General features: G+C 72.0%; 17 protein-coding genes and 3 pseudogenes. 11 read left to right on the top strand and 9 right to left on the bottom strand.

Annotation, left to right across the window (positions count from 1 at the left end):
- Positions 1-256 precede the first annotated feature (256 nt).
- Entirely contained in the window at positions 257-1,645 is a 1,389-nt protein-coding gene (locus ACIP5W_RS18650) for a nucleobase:cation symporter-2 family protein (protein ID WP_401474180.1), read from the top strand.
- Here ACIP5W_RS18650 and ACIP5W_RS18655 read toward each other — a convergent pair.
- Positions 1,565-1,918 (bottom strand): ArsR/SmtB family transcription factor, encoded by a 354-nt coding sequence (locus ACIP5W_RS18655; RefSeq protein ID WP_401474183.1) that lies wholly within the window; start codon positions 1,916-1,918, stop codon positions 1,565-1,567. The genes ACIP5W_RS18650 and ACIP5W_RS18655 overlap by 81 nt on opposite strands.
- Positions 1,919-2,037: 119 nt before the next feature.
- On the opposite strand from ACIP5W_RS18655, the gene ACIP5W_RS18660 reads away from it, so the two are divergent.
- On the top strand, positions 2,038-3,117 hold the full coding sequence (locus ACIP5W_RS18660) for an NADH:flavin oxidoreductase/NADH oxidase (RefSeq protein ID WP_401474186.1): 1,080 nt from the start codon (positions 2,038-2,040) through the stop codon (positions 3,115-3,117).
- 219 nt (positions 3,118-3,336) lie between these two features.
- On the opposite strand, the gene ACIP5W_RS18665 is transcribed toward ACIP5W_RS18660, so the two are convergent.
- Positions 3,337-4,686, bottom strand: coding sequence for a PHB depolymerase family esterase (locus ACIP5W_RS18665; RefSeq protein WP_401474189.1), 1,350 nt, complete (start codon positions 4,684-4,686; stop codon positions 3,337-3,339).
- Positions 4,687-5,044: 358 nt separating this feature from the next.
- Between ACIP5W_RS18665 and ACIP5W_RS18670 the strand changes: the two genes are divergently transcribed.
- From ACIP5W_RS18670 to ACIP5W_RS18685, 4 genes and pseudogenes are all read left to right on the top strand, one after another.
- The gene (locus tag ACIP5W_RS18670; RefSeq protein ID WP_401474192.1) at positions 5,045-5,851 is read left to right on the top strand and encodes a pectate lyase; all 807 of its coding nucleotides are present in this window, start codon (positions 5,045-5,047) and stop codon (positions 5,849-5,851) included.
- 607 nt (positions 5,852-6,458) lie between these two features.
- Positions 6,459-6,842 (top strand): annotated as a pseudogene (locus ACIP5W_RS18675) (hypothetical protein); the annotation flags it as partial.
- A 347-nt stretch (positions 6,843-7,189) separates the two neighbouring features.
- Complete coding sequence (locus ACIP5W_RS18680; RefSeq protein ID WP_401474195.1) at positions 7,190-8,221, top strand: medium chain dehydrogenase/reductase family protein; 1,032 nt, start codon at positions 7,190-7,192, stop codon at positions 8,219-8,221.
- 233 nt (positions 8,222-8,454) lie between these two features.
- Positions 8,455-9,063: an SRPBCC family protein gene (locus ACIP5W_RS18685; protein WP_401474457.1), complete on the top strand. Its 609-nt coding sequence runs from the start codon at positions 8,455-8,457 to the stop codon at positions 9,061-9,063.
- Between the two features lie 16 nt (positions 9,064-9,079).
- Here ACIP5W_RS18685 and ACIP5W_RS18690 read toward each other — a convergent pair whose 3' ends face one another.
- The gene (locus ACIP5W_RS18690) at positions 9,080-9,652 is read right to left on the bottom strand and encodes a hypothetical protein (RefSeq protein WP_401474198.1); all 573 of its coding nucleotides are present in this window, start codon (positions 9,650-9,652) and stop codon (positions 9,080-9,082) included.
- A 278-nt stretch (positions 9,653-9,930) separates the two neighbouring features.
- On the opposite strand from ACIP5W_RS18690, the gene ACIP5W_RS18695 reads away from it, so the two are divergent.
- The 3 genes from ACIP5W_RS18695 to ACIP5W_RS18705 all read left to right on the top strand — a co-directional run bounded on the left by ACIP5W_RS18695 (position 9,931) and on the right by ACIP5W_RS18705 (position 12,091).
- The gene (locus ACIP5W_RS18695) at positions 9,931-11,016 is read left to right on the top strand and encodes a WD40/YVTN/BNR-like repeat-containing protein (RefSeq protein WP_401474201.1); all 1,086 of its coding nucleotides are present in this window, start codon (positions 9,931-9,933) and stop codon (positions 11,014-11,016) included.
- Positions 11,017-11,170: 154 nt separating this feature from the next.
- Complete coding sequence (locus tag ACIP5W_RS18700) at positions 11,171-11,677, top strand: ATP-binding protein (RefSeq protein WP_401474460.1); 507 nt, start codon at positions 11,171-11,173, stop codon at positions 11,675-11,677.
- A 192-nt stretch (positions 11,678-11,869) separates the two neighbouring features.
- On the top strand, positions 11,870-12,091 hold the full coding sequence (locus tag ACIP5W_RS18705; protein WP_401474204.1) for a hypothetical protein: 222 nt from the start codon (positions 11,870-11,872) through the stop codon (positions 12,089-12,091).
- Positions 12,092-12,425: 334 nt separating this feature from the next.
- On the opposite strand, the gene ACIP5W_RS18710 is transcribed toward ACIP5W_RS18705, so the two are convergent.
- The 6 genes and pseudogenes from ACIP5W_RS18710 to ACIP5W_RS18735 form a co-directional block, all read right to left on the bottom strand.
- On the bottom strand, positions 12,426-13,103 hold the full coding sequence (locus tag ACIP5W_RS18710) for a uracil-DNA glycosylase (protein WP_401474207.1): 678 nt from the start codon (positions 13,101-13,103) through the stop codon (positions 12,426-12,428).
- Between the two features lie 498 nt (positions 13,104-13,601).
- A complete protein-coding gene (locus tag ACIP5W_RS18715) occupies positions 13,602-14,885 on the bottom strand; it encodes a sugar ABC transporter permease (protein ID WP_401474210.1) in 1,284 nt (427 codons plus the stop codon).
- Entirely contained in the window at positions 14,876-15,652 is a 777-nt protein-coding gene (locus ACIP5W_RS18720; RefSeq protein WP_401474213.1) for an ATP-binding cassette domain-containing protein, read from the bottom strand. Before ACIP5W_RS18720 ends, ACIP5W_RS18715 begins: the two co-directional genes overlap by 10 nt.
- A 30-nt stretch (positions 15,653-15,682) precedes the next feature.
- Positions 15,683-16,795: a sugar ABC transporter substrate-binding protein gene (locus tag ACIP5W_RS18725; protein WP_401474216.1), complete on the bottom strand. Its 1,113-nt coding sequence runs from the start codon at positions 16,793-16,795 to the stop codon at positions 15,683-15,685.
- 178 nt (positions 16,796-16,973) lie between these two features.
- Positions 16,974-17,252, bottom strand: a complete 279-nt coding sequence (locus tag ACIP5W_RS18730) for a thioesterase domain-containing protein (protein WP_401474463.1) — start codon at positions 17,250-17,252, stop codon at positions 16,974-16,976.
- A gap of 187 nt (positions 17,253-17,439) precedes the next feature.
- Positions 17,440-17,622, bottom strand: a pseudogene (locus tag ACIP5W_RS18735) (uracil-DNA glycosylase); the annotation flags it as partial.
- Positions 17,623-17,823: 201 nt separating this feature from the next.
- Between ACIP5W_RS18735 and ACIP5W_RS18740 the strand changes: the two are divergent.
- Both ACIP5W_RS18740 and ACIP5W_RS18745 read left to right on the top strand, forming a co-directional pair.
- Positions 17,824-18,288: pseudogene (locus ACIP5W_RS18740) on the top strand (uracil-DNA glycosylase); the annotation flags it as partial.
- Positions 18,285-19,292, top strand: coding sequence for an N-acetylglucosamine kinase (locus ACIP5W_RS18745; protein WP_401474219.1), 1,008 nt, complete (start codon positions 18,285-18,287; stop codon positions 19,290-19,292). The pseudogene ACIP5W_RS18740 and the gene ACIP5W_RS18745, both read left to right, overlap by 4 nt.
- The last annotated feature ends 82 nt before the right edge of the window (positions 19,293-19,374 follow it).

A 19,374-nucleotide genomic window follows, 5' to 3' on the forward strand; every position in this document is an offset into this window, starting at 1 on the left:
ACGGGCCGAGGCGGCACGGGGGTCTCACCGGGGCGGGACGGGACGGGGCGAAACTCCCGGACCGGACCGGACCGAGCCGCGCTCCGCGGCGGGGCCGACGCAGATCGGTGTAGGGGACACACAGCGGCAACGTCCACGAAATCAACAAACTGTTCAAGCCTCGTACGGTCTCGTGCTGTCCGGATGCCGCCCCCGCTCCCCCGCCCTCCCGCTCCCCCCACGCCCCTCTCCCGTCTCCCGCCGCCCTGGAGTGCCCATGGCCACGACCACGCCCGTCCATCCCGTCGACGAGGTGCCGCCCGCACGGCAGTTGGCCGCCTTCGGCCTCCAGCACGTGCTCGCGATGTACGCGGGCGCGGTCGCCGTGCCGCTGATCGTGGGCGGTGCGATGAAGTTGTCACCCGCCGACCTGGCGTATCTGATCACCGCGGATCTGCTGGTGTGCGGCATGGCCACGCTCATCCAGTGCGTGGGCTTCTGGCGCTTCGGCGTACGGCTGCCGATCATGCAGGGCTGTACGTTCGCGGCGGTGTCGCCGATGGTGCTGATCGGGACGACGGGTGGCGGGCTGCCCGCGATCTACGGCTCGGTGATCGTGGCCGGGCTCGCGATCGTGCTGCTGGCACCCGTGTTCGGCAGGCTGCTGAGGTTCTTCCCGCCGCTCGTCACCGGCACGGTCATCCTGGTCATCGGCGTCTCCCTGCTGCCGGTCGCGGGCAACTGGGCTGCGGGCGGGGCCGGTTCGGCGGACTTCGGGGAGCCGAAGAACATCGCGCTCGCCGCGTTCGTGCTGGCGGTGGTGCTGGGCGTGCAGCGGTTCGCGCCGGCCTTCCTGAGCCGGATCGCGGTGCTGATCGGCATCGTGGCGGGTCTCGCGGTCGCCGTCCCGTTCGGTTTCACCGACTTCGGCGGGGTCTCCGACGCCGGCTGGGTCGGCATCAGCACGCCGTTCCACTTCGGGGCTCCCGTCTTCGAGGCGTCGGCGATCGCCTCCATGCTGGTCGTGGCGCTGGTGTCCATGACGGAGACAACGGGTGACTTCATCGCGGTCGGCGAGACGACCGGCCGCAGGGTCGACCCGCGCTCCCTCTCCGACGGCCTGCGCGCCGACGGCCTGTCGACCGTGCTGGGCGGCGTCTTCAACACCTTCCCCTACACGGCGTACGCACAGAACGTGGGACTGGTGGGCATGACCCGGGTGCGCAGCCGCTGGGTCGTGGCCACCGCCGGCGGCATCCTCGTCCTGCTCGGCCTGCTGCCCAAACTGGGCGCGGTGGTGGCGGCGGTTCCGGCGCCGGTTCTCGGCGGTGCGGGCCTCGTGATGTTCGGGACCGTCGCGGCGAGCGGGCTGCGGACGCTGGCCGAGGTCGAGTTCGAGGGCAACCACAACCTGACCGTGGTGGCCGTGTCGGTGGCGATGGGCGTGCTGCCGGTGGGCGTGCCGACGGTCTACGAGAAGTTCCCCGACTGGTTCCAGACGGTGATGAACAGCGGTATCAGCGCGGGCTGTGCGACCGCGATCGTCCTGAACCTGCTGTTCAACCACCTTCCCCGGAGCGGTGGCTCACCGCGCGCGCAGACGCCGGGCCTCGCGGCCGGCGGCGTCGAGGACGGCGTCGAGAAGCCCCGGGAAGAGGTCGTCTAGCTCGTCCTTGCGCAGGCCGTTCATCTTGGCCGTGCCCCGGTAGACCTGCCTGAGGACGCCGGCTTCGCGCAGCACCCGGAAGTGGTGCGTGGTGGTCGACTTGGTCACCGGCAGGTCGAAGTGAGAACAGGAGAGCTCGTCGCCGTCGGCGGCGAGCTCTCGCACGATCCGCAGGCGCATCTGATCGGAGAGCGCGTGCAGCACGGCTTCCAGCCGGATCTCCTCGCGCGCCGGATGCGGAAGATCACGGCTGCTCACTGCGGGGGTGGTCACGGCGGCTCCACTTCGTCGGGAATCCCCATGGTACGAGACCCATCGTAGTTTGACACTCGGCGTACTACGATGCCTATCGTACGAGTCGACCATCGGCCCCGTGACGAATGGAGTCCGCCGTGAGCGCGCTCTTCCAGCCCTACTCCCTGCGCGACGTGACGATCCCCAACCGGGTGTGGATGCCGCCCATGTGCCAGTACTCGGCCGCGCCCGAGGGCCCGCTGACCGGCGTCGCCACCGACTGGCACTTCGCGCACTACGCGGCCCGCGCGACGGGGGGCACCGGCCTGATCATCGTCGAGGCCACCGCCGTGTCCCCGGAGGGCCGCATCTCGCCGTACGACCTCGGCATCTGGAACGACACCCAGGTCGAGGCGTTCCGCCGGATCACCCGGTTCCTCGCCGCACAGGGCACCGTCCCCGCGATCCAGCTCGCCCACGCCGGCCGCAAGGCCTCCACCGACCGGCCCTGGAAGGGCGGGGCGCCCGTGGGACCGCGGGCGCACGGATGGCAGCCGGTGGGTCCGAGCCCGGTCCCCTTCGCCGAGACCCACCCGGTGCCGAGCGAACTGACCACCTCTGGGATCGCGCGGATCGTGGGCGAGTTCCAGGACGCGGCGCGGCGCGCTCTCGCCGCCGGCTTCGAGATCGCCGAGATCCACGGCGCCCACGGCTACCTGATCGGCAACTTCCTCTCCCCGCACTCCAACCACCGCACCGACGAGTACGGCGGCTCCTACGAGAACCGCACCCGGTTCGCGCTGGAGGTCGTCGACGCCGTACGGGCCGTGTGGCCCGACGACAAGCCGCTGTTCTTCCGCATCTCCGCGACCGACTGGCTGGAGGAGGACGGCTGGACCCCCGACGAGACGGTCCGCTTCGCCCGTGAGCTGCACGCGCACGGCGTGGACCTGCTCGACGTGTCCACCGGCGGCAACGCCTCGGGCGTGCGCATCCCGGTCGGTCCGGGCTACCAGGTCCCGTTCGCCGCGCGGGTGAAGGCCGAGACGCCGATGCCGGTGGCCGCGGTCGGCCTGATCACCGACGCCGGGCAGGCCGAGAAGATCCTGGCCAACGGCGAGGCCGACGCGGTGCTGCTCGGCCGCGAGCTGCTGCGCAACCCCTCCTGGGCACGACAGGCGGCCCGCGAGAGGGGCGCCGAGGTGCGGGTGCCCGACCAGTACCACCGGTCGGTGTGAGTCCCGGGCCCGGCCGGTCGGGTGCCGCGGCGCTCGCGGCACCCGGCGCCACGGCGGCGAAGACGCGGACCCGTCTCCCGGCGGCGAACAGCCTGACCACGTCGTCGGCCGCCGTGCGCACCTCGCCGTCCCGCCGGGGCGGGTCCCAGGTCGCGGCGACGCAACGTCGCCCGCCCGTTCCCCGCCCCGGAATTTCCGCGCCGCCCGCGGCGAGCGGCATCAGCCCAGCGCGCACTGCGTCCCGTTCAACGTGAAGGAGGAGGGCGCCCGGCTGTCGCCCGTATGGCTCGCCTGGTAGCCGAGGGTGACGCTCGCGTTCGGCGCGAGCGTGCCGTTGTACGACGCGTTCGTGGCCGTCACCGCCCCGGAGGCCGGGGTGTAGGTGGCGCCCCAGCCGTTGGTGACGGTCTGCCCGGCGGGCAGGGTGAAACCGAGCCGCCAGCCGTTCACCGTCGAGGTGCCGGTGTTGGTGAGCGTCACCGAAGCGGTCAGACCGGTGTTCCACGCGCTGGTGGACACGGTCACCCTGCAGGGGCCCGTGGGCTGGGGATCCGGTCCGGGCCCGCCGCCGGCGTCCAGGCCGAAGAAGGTGAGCACCCGGGCGGCCATGCCCCATGCGTAGAGGTTGTGGCCGACACCCTGGAGACTGATGGCCTCCACCGGGGCCCGGTCACCGGTGCCGCCGTAGCGGGTGCGGGTCCAGCCGGTCTGCGGCGAGTCGGTGGCGGACGGGGTCTGGCCGATCCCGCGCACCTCGGTCCACTGCTTGATCTCCTCGCCGAAGTTGGGGTAGCGCAGCACGTCGTCCTCGGTGCCGTGCCACAGCTGCATGCGCGGCCAGGGCCCGGTGTAGCCGGGATGGGCGCCTCGCACCAGGTCGCCCCACTGCTGCGGGGTGCGGACGACGGTGCCGCCGGAGCAGGCGCTGTTCCATTCGGAGCCGTCGGTGGTGGCGAAGCAGCCGAACGGGACCCCGGCGAACGCGGCGCCCGCCGCGAACACGTCGGGATAGTCGCCGAGCAGGACGTTGGTCATCATCGCGCCGGAGGAGATGCCGGTGGCGAACACGCGTGAGGTGTCGGCGGAGTAGGCGGCGCTCACCCAGTCGACCATCGACCTGATCCCGACGGGGTCGCTGCCTCCGTCGCGGCGGAGCGCCTGCGGCGAGGAGACGTCGAAGCACTTGCTGCTCCGGGTGACGGACGGGTAGACGATCACGAAGCCGTACCGGTCGGCGAGTTGGGCGTACTCGGTGCCCGAGTACATGGCCGGGCCGGAGCCCCCGCACCAGTGCACGGCGACGAGGACGGCGGGGTGGGCGGTGACGCCGGCCGGCGCGTACACGTACATCCGGAGGCCGCTGGGGTTGGCACCGAAGCCGGTGACCTCGGTGAGGGTGGCGGGCGGGACCGCCGCCGGCGCGGAGAGCGGCCGGGCGGAGGCGGTGGGGGCGGCGGCGAGCAGGGCGCCGGTGAGGAGGAGCAGCACCGCGAGTACCGAACGCAGCGCTCTCCTGAAGGAGTCGGGGGCGATCACGCTGGTCCCTTCTGTTGACGGCTCGTCGTGCACGGAAGGAGGGTTCAGCGGGCGGAGTTCGTCCGGACCTCGCATAGTGGCATGTACACGCTTTCCATGGAAGCGCTCCCACGGCCTCGCTCCACAGAGTTCCAGCGGCCGGCGGTCACGGCCGGACGACTTCCGCCGTCTTCTGCGTGAGGCGTTGACTAGAAAGCGCTTGCCCTCTACCTTCCGTTCAGAAGTGTGGACGAGCCGCTCGCCATAACCCGCGAGTGTCCACACCGTTCGAGCAGTGCGTTCAACATCGAGGAAAAAGTTCATATACGCGAATCGGTGATCGCCCTAGCGACGTCCGGCGCGACCACCGGAGAACTTCGACCATCCCCCACCTGGAAGAAGGCATCGGGACATGACTTCCCCAGCACCCACGCACCCTCGCGGGCGCGCCCTGACGGGCTCACTGGCCGCCGTCGGCCTCGCGGTTGGCATGATCATGACTAGCGGGGCGCTCACTCCGGCGAGCGCGGCCACCTGGCCCACCGCGAACGGCAGCGAGGGCGTCTCCGCCACCATCTCGGTCTCCGGCACCAAGGACTACGGGATGAAGCGCCTGTACGGCACGGGCGACCTGGGCAGCGGCAGCCAGGACGAGGACCAGGGCCCCATCCTGGAGCTGGCGGCCGGCGCGGTCCTCAAGAACGTCATCATCGGCGCGCCCGCCGCCGACGGCATCCACTGCAAGGGCAGCTGCACGCTCCAGAACGTCTGGTGGGAGGACGTCGGCGAGGACGCGGCGACCTTCCGCGGCTCCTCGTCGTCCAACGTCTACAACGTCGTCGGCGGCGGGGCGAAGGAAGCCAGCGACAAGGTCTTCCAGTTCAACGGCGCAGGGACGCTGAACGTCTCCAACTTCGCCGTCAAGAACTTCGGCACCTTCATCCGCTCGTGCGGCAACTGCTCCACACAGTACAAGCGGACGATCAACCTCAACACCATCGAGGTCACCTACAAGGGCAGCAAGCTCGTCGGCATCAACACCAACTACGGCGACAGCGCGACCCTGCGGGGCATCACCATCGTCGGGGACTCCAGCAAGAAGATCGTCCCCTGCCAGAAGTACATCGGCAACAACACCGGCAAGGAGCCGACGACGAACGGCTCGGGCCCCGACGGCACGTACTGCAAGTACTCCAGCTCGGACATCGCCTACAAGTAGGCCGAGCACCGCGCAGACCGGGCGTTCCCCCCACGGACGGCCGGAGGAGGCGACCCGCACGCGCCCCCTCCGGCCGTCACGCGCGTTCACGCGTGCGAGCCGTCACCTCCCGCTGGAACCCGGCGCGGGCGGCGCGCAGTGCGGCGCCGGGCCAGTGCGCCGACAGCAACTCGGGGGCAGGACGGGGGCAGAACGGCCCGGCGAGGAGATGGCGCGCGACGGCCGCGAAGGCGGTGAAGGCGGTGACGGCGGTGACGCGGTCGGCGGGCCGACCGGCCCGCTCGAGATGCGTGAGCAGGGCCCGGCCACGGACGTCCCGCTCCTCCGACGGCCGTGGAGAAGCCGCCGGTTCCTCGGCGGAGGTGTCCGGGGGCGGAGGTGTCCGGGCGGGCGGTGAAGTGACGGGTGACGGGCTCCGGTCCGGCCGGCCGGGGACGGCTCGGGGTCACGGGCGCAGTCGGACCCCCTCTCGCGGTCCCGCGAGCCGCGGACGCGTCAACCCGGTGCGCGGTCGGACCCGTTCGGCGGACCTCCGGCCGATGCCCGTCACCACGGCCGTCTCCCCGTAGCCGCTCCGGGGCCGGGTCGCCGGGTGAACGGCGTCGTCCTGCCGACGCCGGCGTTCCGGCAGAGCGGTCGCCGAGGCCGTACACGGAACCGGCGCGCCGCAGGCCGCCCGCCGTCACCGACCAGCCCCCGCCCCTGCCCCTGCCCCCCGTACGACGCTTCCGACGACGCGGCCCCGCTGGAGGGGTGCGGCACGAGGGTGCCGGGTGGGCGGGCGGACCTGCGCCGGCTCGGTCGGCGGGCCGGCGGTCCCGAGGCGCAGGAGCGGGGCGAACCGGCGAACCGGCACGAGCCGGTGCTCCGCACCCACGGCCGGTACGGCCACCGCGTCGACCAGGTCGGCTTCCGTCCCGTGCCGCAGGAACCGATGCGGGTCGCCGTCGCCGAGGGCCCGGCCGGAGCACCCTGGGCGGACGGCCGACCGTAGGGCCGTCGGCTCGTGGAACGCACGGCCCTCACCCTCCGGGCGCCCCTCGTGGTCAGGTACGCACCGCCCGCGGTCGCCGACGCCTTCTGCGCGACCCGGCTCGGCGGCGACCGGGGGTACTCCTTTGCCCCCTGCCCGACGGTGCCGACCCGGACGGGATCCCGGGGCGGGCACTGTCGCCCGTCGGCGGCCGACGAGGACACAGGTCACAGGGGCCGTGGAAGCTGCACGGAGCAACTTCAGTTAGAAGGTGTCACGGAAGCGATTGACACTCCCCTTCGCGTGAGTTAAAACTTATAACGAACACGAAAGCGCGTAACTCAACGGACCGCATGGAGGTCGTCATGAACGCCGAAGAACTCGTCGAGGTCGTCCTGCCCGGCAAGGTGGAGCCCGAGGGGCTGCAGCTGCGACACGGCGTCGTGCCCACCCCCGGCCCGGGACAGGTCGTCGTCCGGATGGAGGCGACCGGGATCTCCTTCGCCGAGCAGCAGATGCGGCGCGGCCGGTACTACGACCAGCCGCCGTTCCCCTTCGTGCCCGGCTACGACCTGGTCGGCACCGTCCTGGCGTCCGGCGCGGGCGTCGAACCGGGCCTCGCCGGCCTGCGGGTGGCCGCGCTGGTGAAGGTCGGCGGCTGGGCCAGCCACGTGCTCGTCGACGCGGCGGACGTGGTGCCGGTGCCCGCCGGGGTGGGCGCGGCGGAGGCGGAGACGCTCGTGGTCAACGGCATCACCGCCTGGCAGATGCTGCACCGCAAGGCACGGGTCCGCGCGGGCCAGACCGTTCTGGTGCACGGGGCCAACGGCGGTGTCGGCTCGGTGCTGGTCCAGCTCGCCCGGGCGGCGGGCGCCAGGGTGATCGGTACCGCCTCCGCCCGCCACCACGACGCCCTGCGGGAGAAGGGCGTGGAGCCCGTCGACTACCGCACCGACGACATCCCCGCGCGCGTCCGCGCCCTCGCCCCCGGCGGGGTGGACGCCGTCTTCGACCACGTGGGCGGCCCCGGCATCGTCGACTCCTGGCGCCTCCTCGCCCCGGGCGGCACGCTCGTCTCCTACGGCAGCGCCTCCACCCGGGACGACGAGGGCTCGGGCCAGGTCCCGGTACTCAAGCTGCTCGGCCGGGTGTGGCTGTGGAACGCCCTGCCCAACGGGCGCCACGCCTACTTCTTCAACGTGTGGGCCGGACGGGCCCTGTCCCGCGACCGGTTCCGGGCCCGGCTGCGCGCCGACCTCGCCCAGGTCTTCGCCGCCCTCGAGCGCGGCGAGGTCACCGCCCAGATCGCCGCCCGGCTGCCGCTCGCCCAGGTCGCCGACGCCCTGCGGCTGGCCGAGTCCGGGACCGTCGCCGGGAAGGTCGTACTCACCCCGTAGCCCGCCCCCGTTCCCGCCCCCGCGGCCGAGCGCCGCCGCCGTCCACCCGGACGGCACGCTCCACCGTCGCGCGACCGCCTCGCACACGCGGCGCCCCACCCGATCCACCGGACGAAGGAAACCCCGTGACCAGCACACGCTCCACGACCTCGACGAAGTCCCGGGCCCCGTTCCAGGACCAGCCCCCGTCCCCCGTCACGCGCTCCCGAAGGGGCTCGCGCCGGGCCGCCGCGATCGCCGTCCCGCTCGCCCTCGCCGGTGTGCTCGGGACGACGACCGCCCCGGCCGCCGAGTCCGCGCAGTCCACTCGGCCGGCCCCCGCCCGGACCGCGCACCAGGACGGGTGCCGCGGGCACGGCGTGGACGACTCCGCCCTGATCCGGTACGAGTCCGACATCGTGATCGACGCGTCGATGAGCACCGTGTGGAAGCTCCAGACCGACGTGGAGCGCTGGCCGTCCTGGCAGCCCCCCGTCACCGGCTCGGAGCGCCTCGACACCGGTCCGCTGCGCAGGGGCTCGCGGTTCCACTGGACGACGCCGGCGCCCGCCACCCCGACGACCCCCGCCACCACCCTCGGCATCACGTCCACCGTCCAGGCGATCCGGCAGGGGCAGTGCGTGCTGTGGCGCGGCCCGGCGGTCGGCGAGGGGCTGCGCATCGACGAGGGAGTCCACCTGTGGACCTTCACGAAGGTCGGGGGCGGCGTCCACGTCCACACCGAGGAGACCTGGACCGGCTCCCAGGTCGAGGCGGACGTGCCCACCGCCACCGCCGCTCTCGGCTGGGGACTGGAGACATGGCTGCGCGACCTCAAGACCACGGCCGAGGCGCGCTCCTGACGCCGGACGGCCCCGCTCAGCCCGCGGGCCGCCCCCGCACCGCGTCGAACAGGGCCCACTCCACGGCCCAGCGCTCGATCCGACGGCGCTCCAGCCGGCCGCGCAGGTACCGGCCGCCGGCGCACGGCAGGACCCCCACGGTCACGCCCGCCAGGCCTCCGACGAGCGAGGCCCGCACCCGGGCCTGGGCGGCGGTGGCGGGCTCCGTGACCAGACGGCCCCGGCGGTCGGTCCACACCGTCACCGTGGTGCCGACGGCGCTGCCCGGAGCCACCCTGACCTGACCCGTGCGGGCGGAGCCGTCGGGCCCGGTCCAGCCGGCCTCGGCCCAGACCCGTTCGCCGGAGCGCGCGGTGGCCTTTCCGGGCGCCCGCTCGGTGAGCCGTCCGGCGACCGGCCGCCACTCGGCGCGCTCCCTGGCCAGACTCTGCTCGACGGACCGGGTGGCCGTCCAGCCGGCCAGCACCCCGCACACGACGGTCAGCACCCAGGCGCCGAGCACGACCCACGCCTCCACCGTGTCGGAGCGCCGCTTGAGCGGATTGCGCCGCCAGCGCCACAGCCACACCCTCGGACCACGGAACGCCATCGAAGGTTTCCTCCTCATGAGCGCACGAACATCCCGGCCGCCCTCCCATACGGGGCCGGCGGTCCGGATGCTCAGGACGAGTCCTCCGTCCCGACGGTGCCACGGGCGCGGCGGGCGCGCGGGACTCCCGCCGAAGGCGGCCGACACCTTGCGGTCCCGGACCGTCGCCGCCGCGGTGACCTGCGGCGACGACGACTTCAGGGGTGACTGTCAGTGGCTGGGTGCAGACTGGCCGATGGTTGGGACAAGGACGTCACAGCACAGCGGAGGTGGCCGGAATGACCGAGGTACTGCTCGCCGTGGGCACGCGCAAGGGGCTGTTCATCGGACGGAGGCGCGGGGGCACCTGGGAGTTCGACGAATCCCCGTACTTCAACGCACAGGCGATCTACTCGGTCGCGATCGACACACGGGGCGGCCGCACGCGGCTCCTCGCCGGCGGGGACAGTGCCCACTGGGGCCCGTCGGTGTTCCACTCCGACGACCTCGGCAGGACCTGGACCGAACCGGCGAAGCCGGCCGTCAGGTTCCCCCAGGACACCGGGGCTTCGCTGGAGCGGGTGTGGCAGCTGCACCCGGCCGCCGGCGAGCCGGACGTGGTGTACGCGGGCACGGAACCGGCCGCGCTGTACCGCTCCGAGGACCGCGGGGAGAGTTTCGAGCTGGTGCGCCCGCTGTGGGAGCACCCGACGCGCTCCCGATGGGTGCCGGGCGGCGGCGGTGAGGGCCTGCACACGGTGCTCACCGACGAGCGGGACCCCCGGGCGGTGACGGTGGCCGTGTCCACGGCCGGAGTGTTCCGCACCACCGACGGCGGCGCGAGCTGGACGCCTTCCAACTCCGGTGTCTCCGCGGTGTTCCTGCCGGATCCGAACCCGGAGTTCGGCCAGTGCGTGCACAAGGTCGCGCGGGACGCGGCCGATCCGGACCGGCTGTACCTGCAGAACCACTGGGGGGTGTACCGCAGCGACGACGCGGGCGCCCACTGGACGGACATCGGCGCCGGCCTGCCGTCCACCTTCGGCTTCGCCGCCGCCGCGCACCCCCACCGCGCGGACACGGCGTACGTCTTCCCGATCAACGCCGACGCGGACCGGGTGCCCGCCGACCACCGCTGCCGGGTCTACCGCACGACGGACGCGGGCGAGAGCTGGGAGCCGCTGTCGGCCGGTCTGCCGCAGGAGGACCACTACGGCACCGTGCTGCGCGACGCGCTCTGCACGGACGACGCGGACCCGGCGGGCGTGTACTTCGGCAACCGCAACGGCGAGGTGTTCGCGTCGGCGGACGACGGCGACAGCTGGCGGCAGTTGGCCTCGCACCTGCCGGACGTGCTCTGCGTGCGGGCCGCGATGGTCGGATGAGTGCGGCGGGGAGAGCGTCTTCCACGGCCGCTGCGGCTTGACGACCTCGGTCTCGTACCGGCCGATCGTCGACTGCATCAGGGCCCGGAAGCGTTCCCTGCACGCCACAGACGAACCCATCACCGTACGGCTGCCGGAAGACGTCCTGGCGGCCGTGGCTGATGCTCTGGTGGGAAACGTCTTCCGGCACACGGCGCCTACCACCTCCTTCACCATCGAGGTACAGCGCACAGCCCACACCGTCGTCCTCACCGTGGACGACGTCGGCCCCGGCATCGAGGCGCCGCAACGCGCCCTCGCACGAGGTCAGAGCGGCACCTCTACCGGCCTTGGTCTGGACATGGCTCACCGTGCCGTCCTCACCTCGCAAGGTGATCTCCATATCGGCCGGGCCCCTACGGGCGGGGCCCGGATCCGGGTCGAGCTCCCCTTGTACGCCCAGCCGTCCGACAGCGTCGTTCGCGATCCTGGTGGCGGCGCTCCTCACATGACGGCAAGGTCCGCCTCTGAACAGGCTACGGCGGAGATGTCGCGGCGTTCCGCGGTCAACCCGTCGGGGTGTCAATTCCCTGGGAACGTAGAGATTCTGGTCATGCGGTCCGGTCCGCCTGATCGGTCTGGGGCATGCTTCTCGAACGGTCTTCCCGAACTGGTCGGGTGACTTCTCGTCGATCCCCTCGCAGCGTGGAGACGATCTCTGCGGCCAGTCCCTCGGCGAGGGTGGCCCGGCACGCGTGTTCGTAGCCGATCAGACTGTTGAAACCGCACACGTTGTGTAGCTGCCTGGTGTGGCGTCATCGAGATCAACGGTGAACAGAAGTACCTGTGGCGGGCCGTCGACCAGGACGGGACGGTGCTCGACCTCCTCGTGCAGAACCGGCGTGAAACCGCCGTGGCCAGGCACTTCTTGCGCTGTCCGCTGCAGGATACGAGTGCGGTGCCGCAGGCGACCGTCACCGACGAGCTCTGCTCCTACGGCGCGGCCACCACGCGGTCAGGCCCCCGTGGAGCACTGCCCGCTCAGGGACCCGGGCAACAGGACGGAGAACGGCCACCAGCCGGTCCGGCAGCGTGAACGGGCGGTGAAGGGCTTCCGCGAGGCTGGCGCAGCCCAGCGGTTCCTGTCCTCGTTCAGGGGATCCCGCGTTCAGGGGATCCCGCCCCACTTCCGACCTCGCCGTCATTTGACGGCCGTACCCGACCACCGGGCCGAAACGGCTCTCCGCTTTGCCCTCTGGGAGCAGATCACCGGCGTTGCCGGCCGGCCGTCATGGCCCGAGCACAGGCTCCGCACCGGGCTCACCCACGTCGCAACGCGCTGTGGAAAACCCATGCGTCCAACGACGTGACGACATCCGGCACCCCGGTCAGGAGGCCGTCACCCTCCAAGCCGTCACGCGCGCCATGCCCTACGGCAGTCGCCAGTCCACCGGCTGGGCACCCTGCTGCAGCAGCAGGTCGTTGGCTCTGCTGAACGGCCGGGAGCCGAAGAAACCCCGGTCCGCGGACATCGGAGACGGGTGCGCGGACTCGATCGCCGGAAGATCGCCGAGCAACGGCCGCAGATTACGCGCGTCACGTCCCCACAGGATGGACACCAGCGGCTTGCCGCGCGCCGCCAACGCCCGGATGGCCTGCTCCGTGACCTCCTCCCAGCCCTTGCCCCGGTGCGCCGCGGGCTTGCGCGGGGCCGTCGTCAACGCCCTGTTGAGCAACAGCACACCCTGCCGCGTCCACGGCGTCAGATCGCCGTTCGACGGCCTGGGCAGCCCGAGGTCGGAGTGCATCTCCCGGAAGATGTTCTCCAGGCTGCCCGGTAGCGAACGCACCTCCGGCGAGACCGCGAAACTCAGTCCGATGGCCATCCCGGGCGTGGGGTAGGGGTCCTGTCCGACGATCAGGACACGGACGTCGTCGAAGGGCTGCTGGAAGGCCCGCAGGACATTCGCCCCGGACGGAAGGTAGGTCCGGCCGGCCGCTATCTCGGCGCGCAGGAAGTCGCCCATGGCCGCGATGCGTTCGGCCGCAGGTTCGAAAGCCTTCGCCCAGCCGGCTTCGACGAGTTCGTGCAAGGGTCGTGGTGCCACGGCGCATCACTCTACCGGCACGCACAACCGCCCCGCATACGCGGGGAAGCCTCCGCCCACGGGCCGTCCCGCAGGCACTGCCCCACCTCCCCGTCGGGGTCTGCGAGCCGGTCGAGCAGATCACGCAGCCGGTCACCGGCGGATCGAGGAGGGGAGCTCGTTCCGTCCCGTGATCGAGCCACTCCGCCGCGGTCACCGCCCTCGGTCCGCCCTTCGTCCCCGAGACCCGGACCCCGGAACCCCCGCCCGTACGGAAGTCCGATGTCCGATACGGGTCGGGGCCCAGATGTGAACCGCTCCCGCCCGGCGAGGAGATCTGGCGCGGGCCGGCGATCGTCGGCTGCGCGGCGCCGCCTCCCTGGCCTCGACACCTACCGGTCAACTGTTCCGGGAGCGTCCGAGATGTGGCTGTCGGCCTCCTGCGGGAGCGTGGTCGGCGTCCTGTTGCGCGCAAGAACTCGCCGTCGGCACCGCCGGGGGCCGGTGACCCGACGCTGCTCAGGTGTGACTGCGCGGCTCCGTGGCGTGCCGGGCCATCGCGTCGAAGACCACCGCGATGAGCAGCACCCCGCCGGTGATCATGAACTGGATTGCGGACTCGACTCCCAGGAGCGCCATGCCCGAGGCGATCGACTGGATGATGAGCACCCCCAGCAGTGCGGACCAGGTCGAGCCACGCCCGCCGAACAGGCTGGTTCCGCCGATGACGGCAGCGGCGATGGCGTTGATCAGCAGCATGCCGGCGCCGGGCACCTGGGTAGCCGATGCGAGCCGCGACGCGACGAACAGTCCGCCGACCGCGGCCAGGGTCCCCGACACCAGGAACACCGAGATCCGCACGCGCGCCGCATCGACGCCGGCCCGCCGGGCCGCCTCCACACCGCCGCCCAGTGCGAGAACCTGCCGGCCGTAGGGCGTGCGGCGCAGGAGGAGATCCGAGGTGATGATGACCGCGAGGAAGATCAGCAGCGCCAGCGGCAGGCCCTCGAAGCGACTCAGCACGTGGACGACGGCGAACGAGACCACCGCGAGCAGGATCGTACGAACCCAGATCTGGCTCGTCGGCCGGCACGGCATCCCGGCGGCGCTGCGGCGCCTTCGATCGTGGTAGGAGACGAGCAGGTAAGCGGCCGTGCCGAGCGTCGCGAGGCCGTAGGTGGCGACGGCAGCGTTGAAGTGGCGGTCGGTCAGCTCGGCGACCAGCCCGTTCTCACCGAAATTGATGGAGCTCTCCGGTCCCAGCAGGTAGAGCATCAGTCCGTTCCAGGTCAGCAGGCCCGCGAGGGTGACGACGAACGCGGGTACTCCGGTAGTGGTGAAAACGAAGCCCTGGACGGCCCCGGCGGCTGCACCGCAGGCAACCGCGATGATCACGGCGAGCCATTCCGGCATTCCGTGGTTCACGTTCAGCGCCGCGAACAAGGCGCCCGACAAGCCGGCGAGCGAGCCCACCGAGAGGTCGATCTCGCCGATCAGCAGCACGAAGACGACGCCGACGGCGATCATTCCGGTTCCGACGATGTCCACGCTGAGGACGGACAGGTTGCGCGGCGAGAGGAAGTTGCCGTTGAGGCTCTGGAAGACCGCCCAGATCACGGCGAGCGCGAGCAGAGCCGGGGCGGGACCGAGTTGCACCTCGTGCAGTCTGCGGTGCACCGTGTCCGCGTACGCCCCGATACGTCCGCCGTACCACTGGCGTCCGTCGCTCCGCCGACCGGTGGCAGGCCCGTTATCGGCGCGCGTCCGGATCCCCCGTCCCCTCCATCTCCCCCTCACGGCCATGCCTCCTCCGGGCTGGTCGGGTGCTGGGGGGCGGAATTTTCCGCCGCACCGGTGATGGAGGCGATGATCTGTTCCTGAGGGGTGGTGCTCACATTGAAGAGGCCGTTGTTGCGGCCGAGACGCAGAACGGCCACCCGGTCGGCGACGGCCTTGATGTCCCCCATGTTGTGGCTGATGAGGAGCACTCCCGTGCCCCGGTCACGGAGCTCTTCGATGAGGTCGAGGAACTGATCGGTCTGCTGAAGGCCCAGGGAAGCGGTGGGTTCGTCGAGCAGGAGCAGCCTGGGCTCGCCGAGAAACGAGCGGATGATCGCGACGACCTGTCGCTGGCCGCCGGAGAGGGTGGCGAGCGGCGCACGCACGTCAGGGATGCTGATGGGCAGGGTTTTCAGCAGTTCGCGGGTCCGGCGCTCCATCTCCACCTCGTCGAGGATGCCGAATCGGTGGATCTCCCGGCCGAGGAAGAGATTGCCGACGACATCGAGGTTGCTGCACATCGCGAGGTCCTGGTACACGGTCGCGATTCCCAGGACCCGGGCGTCCTGGGGTCGCTTGATACGCACCGGACGGCCTTCCCACTCCATGACGCCCCTGTCGGGGGGCCCGACGCCCGAGATCGCCTTGATCAGGGTGGACTTGCCGGCGGCGTTGTCACCGACCAGGGCGACCACCTCCCCGGCCCTGATCTCCAGCTCGACGTCCACCAGCGCCTGGACGGCAGCGAAGTGCTTGGAGACGCCGTGCAACGCCAGCAGGGGCTGAACCACGGGCCACCTCTTTCCGCCTGCGGAGCAAGCTCATCGGGTGAGTCCGGCCTTGTCGCAGGCGGACCGGAGATTCGGGGGGCACACCTGATCCATGGTGTATATGCCATCTTTCACCAGGGAGCCCTTGATGTTCCCGACCGTCACCCCGACGGATGGCAGCAGGACCGCGGGGACGTTCTTGGTACTGGAGTTGTCGACGGTGCCGGTGGCCATGGACTTGACCGTTCTGCCGCGTCCCAGGGCGACGGCCATCTCGACGGCGGCGTCGGCCGCGGACTTGTACGGCTTATAGATGGTCATGTACTGATCACCCCTGATGATCCGCTGCACGGCCGCGAGGTCGGCGTCCTGGCCGGTCACCGGGGGCGGTGGCCTGACCCCGGCGGCGTCGAAGGCGGAGACCACAGCGCCGGCGAGGCTGTCATTGGCAGCCAGCACGCCGTCTACGTGGCCTGCACCCAGGTTGGCGATGGCGCCGATCATGTTGGTGTAGGCGTTCTCCGGCCGCCATCCGACGGTGTCGTACGACTTGCCGATCTTCACCTTGCCCTTGAGGACGGAGAGGGCTCCTCGCTTGAACCAGCTTGCATTGGGGTCGACCGTGGCGCCATTCATCATGACGATCTGGCCGCCGTTCGCCTTCGGGCCCATGGCCTTCAGGAGTGCCTCGCCCTGAAGCCTGCCGACCGTCGCACCGTCAAAGGTGACATAACCGGAGATGTGCCCCTGCGCGAGCCGGTCGTAGGCGACGACCGGGATGCCGGCCCGGTGTGCGGCATCGACCGACGAGCGCAGCGCCTCCGGGTCGACGGCGGCGACGATCAGGACGTCCACACCCCTGGTGATCATGGCGTCGATCTGCTGCCGCTGGACCGCTGGATCGGGGGTGGCAGCGACGATCGGTGCCGGGCAGTTCGGGCACAGTTGCCTCAGCTTCTTCTCGATCAGGGGCCTGTCGAACTGCCCGAAGCGAGAGGCCCCGCCGCCCGGGAGCAGTACGCCGACGCTGGGGCTGCCGTGACCGCTCGTGCCGCCTCCGCCACAGGCCCCGGCCAGGAGCAGGCCGACGGCAACCGCGAGCGCCACGGACGCGCGGGGGAAGGGCCTACGCTTCACGTCTGGACGGCTGACATCGCGATCCATCTTCGGCCCCTCAGGTGGTTTGCCGATCGTTTCCGTAATACCCGTAATGTGCGCCGGGTGCAAAGCGCGGCCAAGCCGTCAAGCCGATGACGACCGGCATCGGCCCGAGTCCGGCACCGAGCAGAGCGGTCGTACGCTGAGGGCGGCGCCACGGCCTCGAGTGTCACGCCCCCGGGCTTCAGGCTGACGGCGTCACCCCGGACCGGCTCGACGCGTGGGCCTCGTAGGCGATCAGCGCGCCGAGGCCGTGTCCGAACAGATCGTGGGGGGCGACGAACTCCGTCTCCGTGAGCAGGGCGCGCACCACGGTGTCCAGGTCGGTCAGAGCCGGCCGGTTCGCGGCGCAGCTGCTGCGTCCCGGCAGGCAGACGCCGTAGATCCGGGTGCCGGGCAGGTACCGGCCCCAGCTGACGTACTCGCCCGGGGAACCCGCCCGAGTGGGGGAAGCAGTACAGATGGCGTTCGGAGGTCGTCGTGGGGGGACGGCCGTTCAGTCAGGGGGTGCGCCGGGCAGGGGCACCGCCGAGGGACGGGGCGGGAAGGGACGTGGTCACGAGGTGGGGGTGCCCTTGGCCCGGGCGGGAGCACCGGCCGGCTCGACGGTCGACGGCTCGGCGGTCGTGGCCGGGGCGGCGACCGCGGGCGCGGACGTCGTCGAAGGGCTGCTGGAAGGCCCGCAGGACATTCGCCCCGGACGGAAGGCAGATCCGGCCGGCCGCTGTCTCGGCGCGCAGGAAGTCGCCCATGGCCGCGATGCGTTCGGCCGCAGGTTCGAAAGCCTTCGCCCAGCCGGCTTCGACGAGTTCGTGCAAGGGTCGTGGTGCCACGGCGCGTCACTCCACCGGCACACACAACCACCCCGCAGGCGCTACCCTTCCTCCCGTCGGGGTCTGCGAGCCGGTCGAACAGATCACGCAGCCGGTCACCGGCGGATCAAGGAGAGGAGCTCGTTCCGTCCCGTGATCGAGCCACTCCGCCGCGGTCACCGCCCTCGGTCCGCCCTTCGTCCCCGACACCCGGACCCCGGAACCCCCGCTCACGCGGTGGGCCTGTCCTTCCCGGTCGCACCCGAGGTACGGCCGCTGTCCGGCAGCCCCGTCGGCATCCACCGGGAGCTGCACCCCGACCTGGGGCTGCCCCAGCCGTCCAGCGGCGACCTGACACCGTGGGCGCGGCAGGGGGTGCTGCTGCTCGACAGGGCGCTCACCAGGGCCCCGCGCAAACCCGCGGCCCACCGCGGCAAGGGCTGGGAGGAGGTCACCGAGCAGGCGATACGGGCGCTCGCCGCCCGCGGCAAGCCGCTGGTGTCCCTCCTGTGGGGCCGCGATGCCCGCAACCTGCGTCCACTCCTGGGCGACCTGCCCTCGGTGGAGTCGGCGCACCCCTCGCCCATGTCGGCGGACCGGGGCTTCTTCGGCTCCCGGCCGTTCAGCCGGGCCGACGACCTGCTGATCCGGCAGGGCGGTCGACCCGTGGGCCGGCGCCTGCCGTGACCTCCCCCGCAGCTCCGGAACCCTCCCCCGGCGTCCTCGCCGTGGACTCGGGCGGCTCCGGACTGCGGGTGGCCCTCGCCACGACCGACGGCGGCGCGCCCGCCGTACGGTCGTCACGGATCCCCGTGCGCACCGGCGCGCGAGGTATCGAACCCGAGCATCTGATGGCACAACTGGTTCCCATGGTGCGGTCGTTGGTGGCGGAGACCGGGGTGTCCCGGCCGGTCACGGCGGTGGTCGGCGCCGCCGGTCTCGCCACCCTCGGCGGGGCGCTGCGGGCCGAACTGCCGGGCGCGCTGGCGCGGGAGTTCGGGGTCGTCACCACCGCCCTGGCCGCCGACGCCGTCACCGCCTACGCCGGCGCCCTCGGCACCGGTCCGGGCGCCGTGGTGGCCGCCGGGACCGGACTGATCGCGATCGGCACGGACCTGACGGCCTGGCAGCGGGCCGACGGCTGGGGCCACCTGCTGGGCGACTGCGGCGGCGGCGCCTGGATCGGGCGGGCCGGCCTGGAGGCCGCCCTGCGCGCCCACGACGGCCGGTCCGGCGGTTCCGCCGCCCTCCTGGCCGGCGCCGAGGAGCAGTTCGGGCCGATGCCGGGTCTGCCCGGCCTGCTCTACCCGCGCCCCGACCGCGCCGCCGTCCTCGCCTCCTTCGCGCCCCGTGTGGCCGCCTGTGCGCCGGCCGACCCGGTCGCCGCGGACATCCTGCGCGCGGCGGCCCGGCACATGGCCGACTCGGCCGCCGCGGTCTGCCCGCCGGACGCCGAACCCCGCCCCCGCGTAGCCGTCACCGGCGGCCTCGTGAAACTGGGTGCCCCCCTCCTGGTACCGCTGGCGGAGGAACTGGCGCGGCGGCTGCCGTACGCCCGGCGGGTGTCGGCCGCCGGCGATCCGCTGGACGGCGCCGTCCGCATCGCCCTCGCTCTCACGGCCGGCGCGCTCGGCCTGCCGGTCGACGGGACGATGCTCTGCGTGGCTCCGCGGGTGAACGGCGCGTCATGACGGAAAAGGGGAATTGAACCCTTCGCGGGCAAGTCACCCGGAAAACATGCTGATCGCTTCTGATCCGTACGTAACTCATCAG

Source organism: Streptomyces sp. NPDC088766 (assembly GCF_044750845.1).
Taxonomy (GTDB): domain Bacteria; phylum Actinomycetota; class Actinomycetes; order Streptomycetales; family Streptomycetaceae; genus Streptomyces.